Origin of the sequence: Paenibacillus sp. ACRSA (assembly GCF_022346845.1) — a bacterium.
In the GTDB taxonomy this organism is placed as follows: domain Bacteria; phylum Bacillota; class Bacilli; order Paenibacillales; family Paenibacillaceae; genus Paenibacillus.
Window position 1 is genome coordinate 440,512 of sequence record NZ_JAKRNP010000005.1, and the last position, 14,958, is coordinate 455,469.

The 14,958-nt window shown below is 41.3% G+C and carries 14 protein-coding genes; 10 read left to right on the forward strand and 4 right to left on the reverse strand.

Annotation, left to right across the window (positions count from 1 at the left end; genetic code table 11):
* Positions 1–29: 29 nt before the first annotated feature.
* Entirely contained in the window at positions 30–1,244 is a 1,215-nt protein-coding gene (locus MH215_RS17630; RefSeq protein ID WP_239291912.1) for a Ger(x)C family spore germination protein, read from the reverse strand.
* Positions 1,241–2,836, reverse strand: coding sequence for a spore germination protein (locus tag MH215_RS17635; RefSeq protein WP_239291914.1), 1,596 nt, complete (start codon positions 2,834–2,836; stop codon positions 1,241–1,243). The genes MH215_RS17630 and MH215_RS17635 overlap by 4 nt, the downstream gene beginning before the upstream one ends.
* 411 nt (positions 2,837–3,247) lie before the next feature.
* On the opposite strand from MH215_RS17635, the gene MH215_RS17640 reads away from it, so the two are divergent.
* The 9 genes from MH215_RS17640 (at position 3,248) to MH215_RS17680 (ending at position 11,804) form a co-directional block, all read left to right on the forward strand.
* Positions 3,248–4,258, forward strand: a complete 1,011-nt coding sequence (locus MH215_RS17640; protein WP_239291920.1) for an ABC transporter substrate-binding protein — start codon at positions 3,248–3,250, stop codon at positions 4,256–4,258.
* 143 nt (positions 4,259–4,401) lie between these two features.
* Complete coding sequence (locus tag MH215_RS17645; RefSeq protein WP_239291927.1) at positions 4,402–5,991, forward strand: helix-turn-helix domain-containing protein; 1,590 nt, start codon at positions 4,402–4,404, stop codon at positions 5,989–5,991.
* 171 nt (positions 5,992–6,162) lie between these two features.
* Positions 6,163–7,200, forward strand: coding sequence for an NAD(P)/FAD-dependent oxidoreductase (locus MH215_RS17650; RefSeq protein WP_239291929.1), 1,038 nt, complete (start codon positions 6,163–6,165; stop codon positions 7,198–7,200).
* Positions 7,201–7,312: 112 nt separating this feature from the next.
* A complete protein-coding gene (locus MH215_RS17655) occupies positions 7,313–7,468 on the forward strand; it encodes a hypothetical protein (protein ID WP_239291931.1) in 156 nt (51 codons plus the stop codon).
* Positions 7,469–7,759: 291 nt separating this feature from the next.
* Positions 7,760–8,377, forward strand: a complete 618-nt coding sequence (locus MH215_RS17660) for a copper amine oxidase N-terminal domain-containing protein (RefSeq protein ID WP_239291933.1) — start codon at positions 7,760–7,762, stop codon at positions 8,375–8,377.
* Between the two features lie 184 nt (positions 8,378–8,561).
* Positions 8,562–10,121: a class I adenylate-forming enzyme family protein gene (locus MH215_RS17665; RefSeq protein ID WP_239291937.1), complete on the forward strand. Its 1,560-nt coding sequence runs from the start codon at positions 8,562–8,564 to the stop codon at positions 10,119–10,121.
* A 188-nt stretch (positions 10,122–10,309) separates the two neighbouring features.
* The gene (locus tag MH215_RS17670; protein WP_239291940.1) at positions 10,310–10,561 is read left to right on the forward strand and encodes a hypothetical protein; all 252 of its coding nucleotides are present in this window, start codon (positions 10,310–10,312) and stop codon (positions 10,559–10,561) included.
* A gap of 104 nt (positions 10,562–10,665) precedes the next feature.
* Positions 10,666–11,013: a DUF3221 domain-containing protein gene (locus tag MH215_RS17675; protein WP_239291942.1), complete on the forward strand. Its 348-nt coding sequence runs from the start codon at positions 10,666–10,668 to the stop codon at positions 11,011–11,013.
* Between the two features lie 56 nt (positions 11,014–11,069).
* Positions 11,070–11,804 carry a hypothetical protein gene (locus MH215_RS17680; protein ID WP_239291945.1) on the forward strand — a complete coding sequence of 245 codons (735 nt, stop codon included), beginning with the start codon at positions 11,070–11,072 and terminating at the stop codon, positions 11,802–11,804.
* 68 nt (positions 11,805–11,872) lie between these two features.
* On the opposite strand, the gene MH215_RS17685 is transcribed toward MH215_RS17680, so the two are convergent.
* Positions 11,873–12,511, reverse strand: a complete 639-nt coding sequence (locus MH215_RS17685; RefSeq protein ID WP_239291950.1) for a copper amine oxidase N-terminal domain-containing protein — start codon at positions 12,509–12,511, stop codon at positions 11,873–11,875.
* A gap of 377 nt (positions 12,512–12,888) precedes the next feature.
* Between MH215_RS17685 and MH215_RS17690 the strand changes: the two genes are divergently transcribed.
* Complete coding sequence (locus MH215_RS17690; RefSeq protein WP_239291954.1) at positions 12,889–13,377, forward strand: NUDIX hydrolase; 489 nt, start codon at positions 12,889–12,891, stop codon at positions 13,375–13,377.
* Positions 13,378–13,585: 208 nt separating this feature from the next.
* On the opposite strand, the gene MH215_RS17695 is transcribed toward MH215_RS17690, so the two are convergent.
* The gene (locus tag MH215_RS17695) at positions 13,586–14,473 is read right to left on the reverse strand and encodes an SDR family oxidoreductase (protein WP_239291963.1); all 888 of its coding nucleotides are present in this window, start codon (positions 14,471–14,473) and stop codon (positions 13,586–13,588) included.
* Between the last annotated feature and the right edge of the window lie 485 nt (positions 14,474–14,958).

Below are 14,958 nucleotides of genomic sequence, written 5' to 3' on the forward strand. Positions count from 1 at the left end.
CGGATCTCCTCACTATATGATCGTTTCGTTTAGTCTAAATTGCTAAACGAATTTTGCAGCATGCCGGGGCGCTTGATGATCACTTTAACGTGAATATTAAGTTCCATTTTTTTAAATTCATGATTCCAATCATCTTTAATCTCCTGCCATTGTTTCGGGTATTTACGATGAACTGTATCTGCATATCCCCCTAAATCTGTTCCAAGGTGTTGCATAATTTTCCAACTTGCCATTATCTCTTCCATAATGTCCTTCCCAGCTTGATCTTCAAGTTGTTTGACCATGGTATCTTTTGATAAGTTGAGTTTGGACTCCGATTCACTGATATTGGCTTTAGCTTTGACATGAATGTTCATCACATAGTGGTCACCGCTTTTAACTAAACGTTGCTTGGTTTTAGAGTTCAAGATGGTAAGAGCAACGGGTTCTTTTCGTTTTTGTTCTGATGTAGATATAGAAATGACAGTTCCTTTTACTTTATTGGTAATCCAGCTAAGGCCACGACTCTCATGTTGATTCATATGTCCGACCAAACGCCCATTGTGAACAATGGCGAGTTCCGTGAGTCGTAATTTGTTAGCTTGAGAAACCTCTTTATACGTATCCATGGTATCCAACATCTTTTTTTGCTCCGTGTTTCCTTTTCCAGAGACCATTATAATCGGGATACCTATGGCCTTGGCATCCGACTTCATTTTACTGGCATAGTCGAATATCGTAACAGGTGGGAATATAGATGAAGTATCTGCTTCTTTACGAAGAATTTGATCTATACTCTCACCAGGTATTTTCTCAGGAGGAATCAGTTTACGAAGAATAGTATCAGCATTTTGATCCGATACAAGTAACCAGACGGTTTCGCGTAACTCTGAAGTACGTAAATAGATATCGATTAGTTGATTGATTCCCTGATCTATAGCACCTTTTCCAATAATAACAACGTTGTTATGTGCAAAATAAAGTCTCCGGGGATTTTCTAAATTGGTTAAATTGGCTGCTTCAGATATGGTTTTTCCAACCGAAGAGAATACATTTACTGCAGGCTGAGAAGACCCGGATCCACCACCTGTGTTGGAAGTGATTGAAGACGGTACAATGACTTGATATGTAGCCACCCAATCATTTTCTGTACGATCAAACCCCGTTGCAGAAGTAATACCTATTTCATTGAGTTCAGTTCGATTCCAACATCCTGAGAGGAGCAATGAAATACAACCCAATAGGTATATCTTCTTGATTATCATTGTTCTTCATTCCCTTCATCACGTGTTAATTGAGGACTTGGTTTTTGATTAGATCCTTGTCTTACAGGATTCCTATTACTAATGAAGGCAGGTCTTGTTCGCATGCTCCACCAAGGGAAGCGTAGTGCAAGATCCTTCATATTTTGAAGTTTGAACGGCGCTGCTGGAAGAAGATAGGGAACCCCGAATGTTTGTAGGGAAACCAAGTGAACTAAGATGGGAACCAGCCCAGCTAAAATTCCAAATAGTCCAAGAGATCCTGCCAGTAACATTAAGGTAAATCTCAATAGACGTACCGCAGCGGCCATGTTGATGGCTGGCATCACGAAGTTTGATATAGCTGTAAAGGAAACGACAATGACCATTGCTGCAGATACAAGTCCTGCCTGGACAGCTGCCTGTCCTAGTACTAGAGCTCCAACAATTGAAATTGCTGGACCGATGGCACGTGGCATACGTACCCCAGCTTCTCGAATCACTTCGAATGTCAATTCCATTAAAAATGCTTCAATGAGTGCAGGAAGAGGTGTATTCTCCCTCTGGGCAGCTAGACTTATTAATAACGTTGTTGGCAGCATCTCCTGCTGAAACGTAGTAACTGCAATGAAAATGGAGGGTAACAGCAGAGCAACTAAGAAAGAGGAGAAGCGAATTATCCGTAAAAATGAGGCGATATCATACCTTTGGTAATAGTCCTCACTGGAGATAAAGAACCGAAAAAAAGTTACAGGGGCTAGTAGAACAAAGGGAGTCCCATCAACGATTATCGCAACTAATCCTTCTAATAATCCGCCAGCAACTGCATCTGGACGCTCAGTGTTCATAAGTGTTGGGAACGGCGTATACACCCCGTCTTGTATAAATTCTTCAATATACCCGCTTTCAAGAATGCTATCGGTCTCAATGGACAGAAGTCTTTTTTTTACTTCAAGAATAATTTCTGGTTCAGCAATTCCTCGAATAAATGCTACAGATACCTTAGTTTTTGTATATTCACCGATCGTTAGAGGATCAAAGCGCAAATCGGGTGTACGTAAAATTCTGCGTAATAGAGCCATGTTTGTGGAAATGTCTTCAATAAATCCTTCTTTTGGTCCGCGTAGAACAGTTTGGGATGTAGGTTCCTCAACAGATCTTCGAGCCCCACCTCCAATGGAAACGGTAAATACGGTGTCTCCTTCACCGACTAGGATGATTGCCTGACCTTCAAGTACAGATACCAAAAGTTGATTTTTATCAACGGACTTTAAACTTCCGATCGGTAGGTGGTTTTTAATCCATGCTATCGGATCATCTTCTGAGTTAATGGGGCTATTCGCTAAAACATCTAGCATCGTAGTCAGTAACTGTTGATCTATAAGTCCATCTATGTAAATGATGGTCACATCAATATTAGTCTGTTCTTTAAAACCGGTAAGGGAACGGATCATTACATCAGGGCTATCGCCTAACTTTTGTTGTATCCAATCCAAAGTGTTCAATTCCGGAACATCTAGATGATCTTCGGGACATTCTTTACTGGAATGGTCTAACAAGTATTTCCGGTTTCCATTAGAGGATTTAAAGTTCTTTAATCTTTGAAAGAAGCTCATAAAAAACCCACTTTACATTTTTTTGATATTTGTTATTAAGTTATTTCCATTCATCTATCATGCTCTGAAAAGTTCTTAAATATGAATAGATCAATTTACGTATCTTGTTTGCTACCTTAATAATGATGGATAGAATGCTCAACTGGCATCAAACAGCTATCCAACCATTGCAGCAGAATGCTAACATTGCCCAATAAATGGTCTAACATAAATCAGGATCATTAATGTATTAATTGTATCTTCGTAAGTAATCTAGTGACGAGTTTGTATAAAGCCAATCGTAGAGAATGTATATTGAGCATGGCCTCTAATATGGAGTAAAATCTATTCAGGCAAAATGATAATGATTATCATTATACATAAGTGAATTGTTTTGCTACTAAACATAAAACATCTAGGAGTGGATAGATCATGGGTAAATGGAGATTGATGAAAGCAGGATGGGTGTCGCTTATAACGGCAGTAATGATTACGGTGACGGGTTGTGGCCAGGCAGGCGAGCAAGCAGTGGCTCCAGTGACAACCGATCAGCAGGCACAGACAACTGCAGCATCAAATGAAGCAACGTCCCTGGCGGAAACGCGCGTTGTAAACGACGGATTCGGGGAAGTAGAGATTCCGACCCATCCGAAGCGAATCTCAGCTCTCTATCGTGAAGATTACTTGGTTGCACTTGGGGTAACGCCTATAGTTCAATATTACAACCCAATGTGGGGCAAGCAGGATTATTTGAAGCTAGACGTACCGTTGTTCGACGTGACCGGCAACATCGAAGCTTTGCTTGTATCTGAGCCTGACATAATCATCGCCGCTGGAGAGGTTGATGCAGCACAATACGAACTCTATTCCAAGGTTGCGCCGACGTTCCGCATACCGGACGACATACTTCCAGATTCACGGAAAACATTGACCTTAATCGCGGAATTGCTTGGTCTAAGTGACAAGGCGGAGCAAGTTCTTGCCGATTACGATGCACGTATTGTCGATGTGAAGGCGAAGCTGAACGCAGCGATCGGCGATGAAAAGCTGGTTGTTTTACGGATGAACGTGGTAGACAAATCGATTAATATTTTCGGTATTCATAACACGTTTGTTGGACAACTCTTGTATGAGGATCTAGGGCTGAAGGCGCCCGGGTTAGCTGAAGCGATGACGGAGGGGAATATCGTCTTGTCGAAGGAGGTCGTTCCAGAGCTTGACGCAGACCACATTATTATTCTTCCGTCCAACGGAACATGGGATGAAGAGAGCAATGCCAAAGCGCTTGAGGAAATGAAAACAGATCCATTATGGAAGAATGTCCCTGCATTTAGGAATGGACATGTATATCCATTAGAGAGATCGCATTGGCAGACCGGAGCTATTACAGCTAATGGATTAAAAATGGATGACTTACTTCGCTTACTGACTTCTGAGCAGTAAATAAGACTGATCAAGTTCATTGGCGGACTCATCGCCATCATGAGGAAAGAGCCGCTTGTCAACGAAGGTTGATAGGCGGCTCATTTTATTTTACACTATATTTATTGAGAATGAATATCAATTAAAAGGCGGTTAATAGAACGATGGATATTGAACAGCGCAAACAAGCCGGGATGGCTCCTCGAGTCCAATATGTGCTGCAATCGATTCACTTCATCGTTGCTGGTGAGCAAGCGGAAGTGAATGAATTGCACGACAGTGAACGAAATAATCAAGAATGCTATGAACTGATTTTTATTATGAGCGGAACGGGACAGGGAAAATGCTATTTAAGGAGTCCTGGGAGTCTACTCTCTTTTGATCAAGAACTTATGAGCTGCAGTCATTACCGAGTGTGCTTTACAACAGGCGATTGTATGACAGCTTCGAGCTTGATACCGGATAAGGATGAGCTTGTCTGCTCACCTTTTGCGAAGATGATCGAGCTGCTTGATGAATTATATAGTCTTCGCGGGGCGAGTGATGAACTTGAATTATTCCAACGGTTTGTGAGATTTCAAGAGCTACTGCTCTTCTTATTCCGGCAGAATGCACCTACGTCCGAAGATAAGGGAACGGATGTGGATCAGCAAGGCGTGGAGCTTAGCATACAGCATATTCATCAGTACTACCGCGAGCTTCTAACTGTAGAGGAGCTTGCATCCCTCGCAGGTATTGATCGCTGGAAATATACCCGATTGTTCAAAGAGGCTACGGGTCAAGTACCTCTCCAGTACTTGAATGAAGTACGTATTAATCAAGCCAAGAAGTGGCTCATAAGTGCGGATGATAAGCTGCTCGATATTGCGCTGAATGCTGGATTTAACAATGAATATTATTTCAATCGTCGTTTCAAGCAGACGGTAGGTATGTCGCCAGGACAATATCGCCGTAGCCGGAAGGGACAGCTTAGAGTAGTCGCACCGTATTTGGAGGATTTTATCGTTGCTCTGGATATGCAGCCGATCGCCCAGTATAGTCATGCAAAGTGGGGCAAACAAGACTATCTAGGTTTAAATCATATTCCAACGTTTGACGAGAATGGCGGTAACTTTGACACAATTTCCAGTTATAAACCGGATCTAATATTACTTATGGATCGTTATGAGCAACAACAATATTCACAGTGTCGACGCATATCCAACACGTGTATTCTACGTGACCAGACCAATAACTGGCGTACACTCCTACGAACCGTTGCCGATTATTTTGGTCGGACGGAGTTAGCCGATGATGCGATCGCCAAGTATGATTTCAAAGCAAGAAGCGCGAGTCATACACTGAGTCAGATGATGAAAGGTGAAACGGTTGCCTTTCTGCGTATTTCCGCAGATCACATCATTCAATATACTGATGAGGGTCAAGGCTTTGTTTCAACTGTCCTTTATGGTGATGTTGGTTTACATTCCCATGCGGCAGTAGGTATATTTTCTAAGGCAAATAGACCAGGTATGTTCAATCTCTCCGTAGATGACTTACATAAGCTAAATGCGGATCATCTGTTTATAACATTTGATAAGTGGCACAGCCAGGCAGAAGGTAAGGAGAGGGAACTTCTGCAACGGCCAGAGTGGCTTGATCTACCAGCTGTGCGGCATAACCGTGTTTACGAAGTCGACTTTCTAACCTGGATGAATAACGGAATTATTTCGAACAGTAAAAAAATTGATGATATCCTACGATCGTTAGCTTGATATAGTTTGGTATATAGTTGTGGCTGTTTCTTAAAGTTTGCATTCTCCATTTTGTACAAAGCAACTGTCGATTCTGTCCATTGTTATTGAGTCGTTGCCGAAGCTACAATGAAGTTGATAATGATTATCAGTAGCTTGGGTGTAGATGAGCCGGCTAGAGGAGGATATGAATTGACAGATCAGCTTGAATTATACGATGTGACAATTATTGGCGGTGGTCCTGCAGGAATGTATACTGCTTTTTATAGTGGAATGCGCGATTTAAAGACGAAGTTAATCGAAGCCAAAGACGATCTGGGTGGACGGATGCTGATATATCCCGAGAAAATGATATGGGATGTTGGAGGGGTTACACCGATCCTATGTGAGACGTTAATAGCACAATTGTCTGAACAGGCGAGAACGTTCGACCCAACCATTGTATTTGGTCAGCACATTATCGGCTTGGAGAAACAAGCGGATTCAACGTACATTCTGGAGGCGGCAACGGGAGAAAGGCACTGGACACGCACGGTCATTTTGGCAATTGGCCGCGGCATTTTGCGAATGGCGAAGCTAGAGCTGGAAGGAGCAGAGCGCTATGAGGTATCCAATCTGCACTATACGGTGCAGGAGCTGGAGCCTTTTAGAGGAAAACGAGTGCTTATTTCAGGCGGGGGAAATTCGGCTGTCGATTGGGCGAACGAGCTAGTTCCTATCGCTGCTCAGGTTACAGTTGTACATCGGCGCGATCGTTTCGGTGGACATGAGAAAAACATCGGTCGAATGAAGGAGTCTTCTGCCGAGGTGTTAACGCCATATGAAGTCACGCAATTATACAGCGGTAATGGGAATACAATTGAACGAGTGACGATTGCACATATCGAATCAGGGGAATCACGCGAGCTGGAAATAGACGAGGTTATTGTCAACCACGGTCTGAAATCCGATTTTACAGGTATCAAGGATTGGGGGCTGGATATGGACGACTGGAACATATATGTCAGTCCAAAACTGGAGACGAACTTACCGGGCATCTTCGGAGCTGGGGATTTCGCCAATTACGAAAGTAAGCTCAACCTGATTGCTGGAGCGTTCACGGATGCGGCTTTAGCGCTTAACAGCGCCAAGCTGTATTTGGATCCCGAGGCGCCGAGAATGGCCTATGTATCGTCTCATAACGAGAGGTTTAAAGAAAAGAACAAGGCGCTTGGCGTATCTGTCGAATAGAGGTTTAGGGCGAAGTTGTGCGAAGAGATTTTCAATTGAATAATTCTTGATCCAATCTGAGCGCCATTTGGCGCTTTTTTAGATTTATATAACGAAATATAGGGGAGTTCCTTTGAAATTTGATAGTAACGCCGATAAAGGCTGTGAGTTCGGTGGATACCACATTAATGGAGACGTTGATGAATATGCGATTATGAAATATATTCAGGAAAAAGGGGTAGGCTGTCTTGATCCTGGTACGGTAACGGCTCAGGGCTACAGTATCTAGATATGGCCACTGGTCCTAATGGAAGCTTGACCAGCTTCGGTAACACTGTAGTGAATGACACGTATGGGAATCAAGATTAAAACAGGTATTTTTAAATTGTAATGAGGAACAAGAATATAAGTACATTGAAAGTCGCTAATCTAGTTATCGGCTTCCTTTAATTAATCACTACAATTCTGAGTTCAACATTAAGGAAGAGAGCATTTATCCATTGTTGATTAAAATCTAGTAGGTACCTATATTGTATGTTATGATACATAGGAAAATAGAACCAGTAAGGGAGTGCTAGATATGAACAAAAAGGTACTTGTAACTTCCGTGTTATCTCTGTTTCTTCTATCCAGTGCAACAAGTGTGTTTGCTCATCCGGGGAGAACAGATTCTAATGGCGGTCATACGTGTTGGACAAATTGTGCCAAATGGGGATTAGAGTACGGAGAGTATCATTATCATAATGGTGGTAGCTCATCTTCAAGTAGTAAGTCATCAGGTAGTTCGTCTTCATCATCTTCCAAAAAAACAACCCCAGCAAAACCCAAAGAAACTAAACCACAATATACTGAATCTTCTCTAAAAGTATATGTGAATGACAAAAAAGTAGATTTTACTAATAAGACTGTCCAATATCAAGGGAGTAACTTGCTTCCTTTACGAGACATTGCCGATGCATTAGATGCAACATTTACATACGATCAGGACAGTGCAACGATAGGTCTAACTAAAGATAAATTTAAGGTAACTCTGACAATGGGGAGTAAAACCGTATTTTATAACGGAAAGGCTTCTACATTAAGCACAGCTCCAAAAGTGATTAACGGGGTTACGTATATTCCAGTACAATCGATTAAAGGATTAGGCGCCACTCTGCAATTAAATGCTAGCAAAAACACATTAAATATTGAGATATAAATGAAGAGGAGGGCTGAGGCTCTCCTTTTTGTATTATTCAATTATAAAACGTTTCTTATCAGGAGAATTTATGAGTTTAATAGGGTATGATGATTACCTTTTATTCCAGATACATGCTACTATCTTCTTATTCCATAGTTTTCTTAACGGATATAATGGAAATTAAAATGTTGGAGGCGATTACTTGCTTCTATCTGAACGCTTGCCAATTGCTGCAAGTCTGTACCCTGAGGAACCAGCATTAATGCGACACGGACAAAAGATGAGTTATGGGGAGCTCTACAGTCTAGTTAATAGAATGAGTCATGCCCTCTATGTTGAAGGTCTCCGAGCGGGCGATCGGTTTGCACTTTTAGGTGATCCAGATCCCCAACTCGTCGTTGCATTATATGCAGCAGTAAGGATCGGTGCTATACCACTTGTGCCTTCGCCTTTGTTAACGGTGCCTGAACTCGCTGCCATATTTCAAGATGCAGAACCACAGATGGTTATTCATGACAACCGTCATGCTGAGACAACTCTCGCTGCAGTAAAGCTTCTTGGTTATTATCCAAAACTGTTCACGACAGACGAAGAAGGATCAAATGTTAATTCGCTCCCCGCTCTTATACAGCAGGAACAGATTTCCCCTCCGAAGGGTCATTTCAATCAAAGTGTAGATGATACGGCGGTCCTGATTTATACGGGCGGAACAACTGGTCGACCAAAAGGGGTAATGCATTCGCATCGAGGCATGGCTGCTTGGAATCAACTTACGCCTTCTGCAGGCTTTGGTCATGATCACAGGCGTCGTGTATTAGTGCTCAATCTTTCCCATCTAGTTGGTCAGTTTCAATTATGGGCGACTATGGCTGCCGGTGGCTGTCTTGTATTTTTAGACGAGTATCCGGCGGATATACACCGTATTATTAGAGCCATTGAACGTGATCAGATTACACAGCTCAGCACAGTAGGTCAACTGCTTCGTGACCTTACACGTGAGGCATCCGTCACAAATAGAAACTTGAAGAGTCTGACACTTATTGGTTGTGGAGGGTCAATTATTTCCCCCGAAACACTCCAGAATGTCGTGCTGCAATTCCCTGAAGCTGTAATTGTTAACAACTACTCACAAGCAGAATGCGGAATGTCCATAAGTCGAATCTTTCCAGCTCACCATATGGACAATCCTCTTCGCCTTCGATCCGTAGGTCGTCCCGCCGATCTTGCTGCCCAGGGTGAGCAGGCTTTCGAAGTTCGGATATTAAATACAGATGGAAATGAAACTAACACGGGAGAGGTCGGTGAAATCGTTGTACGAGGTGCGCAGACCATGCTCGGATATTGGCGCCAATTGGAGGTCTCTGCCACGACCATGCAGGATGGTTGGATCCGAACCGGTGATGTCGGTTGCTTGGATGTCGAAGGTTTCCTTTATGTATTAGATCGCTTAAAAGATATGGTTATTGTGGGCGGTTCCAATGTGTTCTGTGCCGAAGTGGAGCATGTTATCGTGACCCATGAGGCGGTAAACGAAGTAGCCGTAATTGGACATTCACCTTCAAACGAAGAGGAGGAACTCGTCGCTTTCATAGTGTTGCGGGACGGCGGAACTTTAGATCTGACAACGTTGCAAATGTTCTGTGAGCCACACCTTGCTCGGCACAAATGGCCGACTCAACTATTTTTTGTGGACACTTTGCCCAGAACGGCCGTGGATAAAATAGACAAAAAGAGGTTGCGCAAGGATCTGTCATCCTTATGATCTTAAGTTTCTAAAGGCTCTTAAAGTAAAAAAATGATCTTGTTGAAGTCGCTATCATAGCGACTTTTTTCAGTTGATCAAAAATGTGCTTTTTGATGTAATCGGCAAATATGTGTTACTTCCAACTTTTGGATATAGTATAATGATCAATAGGGTCAGTTATGAATACATTGATTGGAGGATTAGGAATGAACAAGTATGTCGTACATATCGTTGCGAGTGTATTTTGCATATTACTGCCTCCTATTGGTCTCTTATATGGTTTGTGGGACAGCAGTCAACCCAAGGTAGGACCTGTTGGAGATGGAAAGCCTATTTATCCTACCATACCTCAATGGATATCTATTGTGGCTCCTATTATTGCTGGATCAATTAATTTACCATTTGCCATTATTCGGTACCGACAAAACAAAAAGACTAATGAAAGTAATAAAGTTTAGAGTAATTCCCGTGCTAACAACAAAATTGTTGAATGGTACTATGAAGAGTTAAGAAATCCGCACTGTAATGCTGGACTTAATATTGGAAGAGGAGGGTGAAGAATATGGCTAAATTAGTAAGTGGACTTACATTCGTTATGGTACTAATACTAACAGTCGGCTGTAGTTCTCAAAACGAACAAACTCAATCTGATGCTGACATCATTGGTACAATTATAGAAGTCAGAGAGCAAAACCATCAAATAGTAATCGAACAAAATAACGCAGAGGACTCTGCAACAAACCTAATTTGGGTTAGTCAAGATCAGGATAGTGAAATAGTTGTCGCTGGCGTAGCTAAGACTAAGTTTGAGAAGTCATTTCAAAATAAAAAAGTTGAAGTATGGATTAAAAATCTAATAGCCCAGTCATCACCCCCACAAGCTCTAGCTGATAAAGTTAAGATTGATTAATATGGAAGGTGGATAGAGCTATAATCATGTAATTCAAATGCTGAGGTGCAGTTACAATGAGAATTTTAAAGGAATTTGACCTAGACTTACCATATACTATTAATGATGAAATTATTGAATCTGTAATGAGAACACAAAAGTGTGATTACAACGAAGCAACGAAACTAGATTATGAATTGAATTGGAAATGGAAAAGACGTTCATTTAGCTTAGAAACGCGTTGTATCACAGCGATGTATGAACGTTTATTCGGGAGATACCAAACGAACGATTGTTGGAAAGTCCTTATAGAATGTGTAGAAGACACTTCGGACAAAAGAATTGTCAACGATTCAGGTGTATGGTCAGTGCCAACTCAATTTAATTTGAGTGAATTTAATGCAAAAAGTGAGTTAGAGAAGAAAAAGACTACGCTTCAACTGCTAATGAGCGGAATCGAAAAAGTTGCTGTACGTCATAATTGGCGATTTGAACCATTTAAGGAGACAGCTCTAAAAATTGAAGAGCTAGGTTACTTAAACGAATGGACTTGGAAAAAAGCCATAAAAAGCCCAAATAAGAAGTACGATGCTAAAGTGATATGCCATCATAATGTGAAGACGATGGATATATACATATCTATTTCACATCGAGATGGTACGCAAGTGCTTTTAGAGAAGGCGATATCAGATCAGCCAGATGAATTTGCCTATGCTAGACATTTAGGTGAACTTACATGGGAATCCGATTATGAAGTGGCTTTGTTTAATAAAAAAGGAAATGAAAAATTTGTAGTAGCCATAAAGCAGTGAAACTTCCAGGGATGCACGGAAATCTCTATCTCGTAATCGTGAAAGCCTAGGAGTATAGGGTTTCTTGATTATTCCCCAAAACTCGTTCCAGGGAACAACGTATACCGATCAAAATATTGTGTTGATTTAGGTACAACCATAACTGATTTAATTTTATCCGTCCCCTCAAAGGTAAATTTCCATTTTTCCGTTTTAACATTGTAATTATCTTCTGCAGTGACTCGTTGTACAATACGGACGGTGATACTAGTATCATTACGATCTACAGGATGCATCTCAACAATGCTTGCCATATTATAAGTTCCTGAAGGAATGCTCTCATTATAGAGATTTGTTTTGAATCCAGGCGCAGTTAAAGCAATCACATCGTTTTTCAGCCGATCATCATATGCCATGATCCATTGAAAAGCTAAATTACGTTGATTTACATAGGTGACGCTGCCAGTTTCCGCTTTAAATTGTGGATCTGAATTCACATATACTGTTTTGTTTATATTATCCCATTGAATATCTACTCCAAGTCCCTCCGAAATAGTGCGAAGTGGAACATAGACTGATCCATCTATGAGTTTCGGCGCTGTACTGCTGCTATTAATCTGGTTCCCATGAATAAAGATCTTAGGAATTAAAGATGCTGCATAGGCACCTGCGCTGAACACAGAAGTGAGCAATACTCCTGTGAGACCTACCTTAACCATACGTTTCATATCATCTTCGCCTCCATAGAAAGATATAATCTAAACGCTGTGAGTGTTCAAAAAGTTTGAAAAAAACGACCCCTAGAAAATAGGAGTCGCTTTATATTTTAATCAACTATTGAAGATTTCTTAAGCAAAAAGGTAATCAGTGTTTAACTTCCCATACTTGCAATTACATCCTGCTACAAAAGGTGGTCCGCTAATTTATTCGCTAAACTTCACGCTGGTCATCTGCTCACTGAGCTTTAGGTCAAGGAAAATACAAAGTGATTTTCTTCATTGCAGATATATTTAGTTAGTTTAATGATCTTTTATCCATCCAAAAAGGAAAGTACGGGAACTGCGTGGAATAATTATACAAATTCATCTTAATTGGAGGTTGTACAATGGCTTTCCCGACACATATCGTATCAGCAGGTGGAATTGTAGAAGATGGAGATGGAAATATTCTTTTAGTAAAAGCCCACGACGATGGTTGGGTGTATCCTGGGGGTATAACTGAAGTTGGAGAAAATCTGATTGATGGAGTCATTCGTGAAATCAAAGAGGAAAGTGGAATTGAAGCCAGGGTCAGTCATTTAATTAGTGTTGTGTCGAATACAGCAATTCATAAGTGGTATGACGGTGTGACTGATGTTCCTACGAAGGTTATGTTTGATTTCGTCTGTAAGGCTACAGGTGGAGCGTTAACTACGTCTGAAGAAACGAGCGAATGTAGATGGGTTCCAAAGGAAAATGTGCTGGACTTGATTACTTTACCTGGAATCCGTATGCGTTATGAAGCTTATCTAAACTTTAACGGATCTGTGAGTTATATGGAGTATGTAACTTCGTCAGTGACAGAATTTAATGTGAAGCTTCAAAGGAATGTTTAACTATATGAGGATCGCATATTGTACTAACGTGAACTGTAATTGGATAACAACGAGAGTAACAGCCGATGAGGATGATCTGCTATTTATGCTGAATTAACGGCATATACTCTCTACTACATAAAAAGAGCCAGTGAGAATATAGTCATTCTCGACTGGCCAATACTTCAGCAGCTCATTGGGTGGCGTATGTTGGGAAACATGCTAGCTTTCAATTTTCAACTTTAGAAAACGGAAATTTGTTTTTCAAGAAATCTATATATGTCATTGGTTTTCGGCCAATTAGACGCTCAAGATCCCCAGATGTCTCCGAGAATTCCCCAGTGTTGATTGCTCGCACCCAACCTAATAAGAAATCGGTCATAGGAATAGGGAGTCCATCCGCTACCATCGTGTCTGTATATTCTGTTTCGCTAATTGCTTCATAAGGGATGTGTACCCCATGAATTTCAGAGAGTGCTTCAGCAATGTCTGCAAATGTGCTTCCTTCGCTGCCACTTAGCGTATAAGACTTATTATCATGTCCGTCCTGTATGAGAACAGCTACGTTGGCTGCAGCCAAATCATCCAGAGATGCAGCGGCTACTTTACCCAAACCCTCTGGTAATCTTACGCCGACTTTAAGTGGATCTCCATAATACGAATGCATGACTTCAAGATACGGTGGATTCCGTAGAATTGTATAGGATAATCCGGATGCTTTAAGCGCTTGTTCTGCAAATATATCTGACAAAGTGACTTCAGGAATGATAAGATTTGAATTTTCTTTTCGTATGATCGACGTGAAGATCACTTGTTTAACACCAGCCTGTTTGGCAGCTGCGATGACATTAAAATGTTGCGTATTGCGGTCGGTAAATGCTTGCGCGGAAATAAGCATCACTTTTTCAACATCATTAAACGCTTGCAGAAGGGAGTTATAATCCAAATAATCACCCTGATGAGCTTCTATACCTTCTTTAACATACCTTTTGATTTGTTCGGACTCGGGATTACGTACCAATATGGCGACCTGATCGGATGGAACTTTTGTAAGAAGAAGCTCTAGTGTTCTGCTACCGAGATTACCTGTTGCTCCAGTAATAAGAATTTTCCCCATTGTAATAACCCCTTTGAGTGTTTATTGAGAAACGGATTTGCTTTTGTTCATGATCACTAGGCTCATTATGTACCATCGTTTACTTTAAAAATAGTACGTACTTTTTGGTTATATAGTAACCAAGAAGTGATAATTATGATGAAATACGGAATGGCGAAAGCGTTAAGATAACGGGGAAGTATATTTCGATAAATTAGAAAAAAATCAAGAATTGACGAGAGGGAACGTGGGCTCAGGGGCTTATATCAACGTAAAGAATGAATGTGTTTACAATTATGGAATGCCACAGAAGTAAGGTGAAGGGTTCGTTATGGAAAACGCGGCGATCTGCGGCTTGGTTCTTGTGATATGGGGTCAACATTACCTACTTGCAGCTGCTGGAGTCTTTCTATAAAGGCTGGGTGTTTCCTTAGGTTTCCCCGTTGGTTTGTCCGCAGCCGGTGATGACCCACAGGGGGCAGCAGCAAGAGTAGTGCAGTAGCTAC

What these genes read in the sequence shown, in the direction of transcription:
- MH215_RS17630 (WP_239291912.1), bottom strand. Translation starts at nt 1,244, where the DNA reads ATGATAATCAAGAAGATATACCTATTGGGTTGTATTTCATTGCTCCTC.
- MH215_RS17635 (WP_239291914.1), bottom strand. Translation starts at nt 2,836, where the DNA reads ATGAGCTTCTTTCAAAGATTAAAGAACTTTAAATCCTCTAATGGAAAC.
- MH215_RS17640 (WP_239291920.1), top strand. Translation starts at nt 3,248, where the DNA reads ATGGGTAAATGGAGATTGATGAAAGCAGGATGGGTGTCGCTTATAACG.
- MH215_RS17645 (WP_239291927.1), top strand. Translation starts at nt 4,402, where the DNA reads ATGGATATTGAACAGCGCAAACAAGCCGGGATGGCTCCTCGAGTCCAA.
- MH215_RS17660 (WP_239291933.1), top strand. Translation starts at nt 7,760, where the DNA reads ATGAACAAAAAGGTACTTGTAACTTCCGTGTTATCTCTGTTTCTTCTA.
- MH215_RS17670 (WP_239291940.1), top strand. Translation starts at nt 10,310, where the DNA reads ATGAACAAGTATGTCGTACATATCGTTGCGAGTGTATTTTGCATATTA.
- MH215_RS17675 (WP_239291942.1), top strand. Translation starts at nt 10,666, where the DNA reads ATGGCTAAATTAGTAAGTGGACTTACATTCGTTATGGTACTAATACTA.
- MH215_RS17680 (WP_239291945.1), top strand. Translation starts at nt 11,070, where the DNA reads ATGAGAATTTTAAAGGAATTTGACCTAGACTTACCATATACTATTAAT.
- MH215_RS17685 (WP_239291950.1), bottom strand. Translation starts at nt 12,511, where the DNA reads ATGAAACGTATGGTTAAGGTAGGTCTCACAGGAGTATTGCTCACTTCT.
- MH215_RS17690 (WP_239291954.1), top strand. Translation starts at nt 12,889, where the DNA reads ATGGCTTTCCCGACACATATCGTATCAGCAGGTGGAATTGTAGAAGAT.
- MH215_RS17695 (WP_239291963.1), bottom strand. Translation starts at nt 14,473, where the DNA reads ATGGGGAAAATTCTTATTACTGGAGCAACAGGTAATCTCGGTAGCAGA.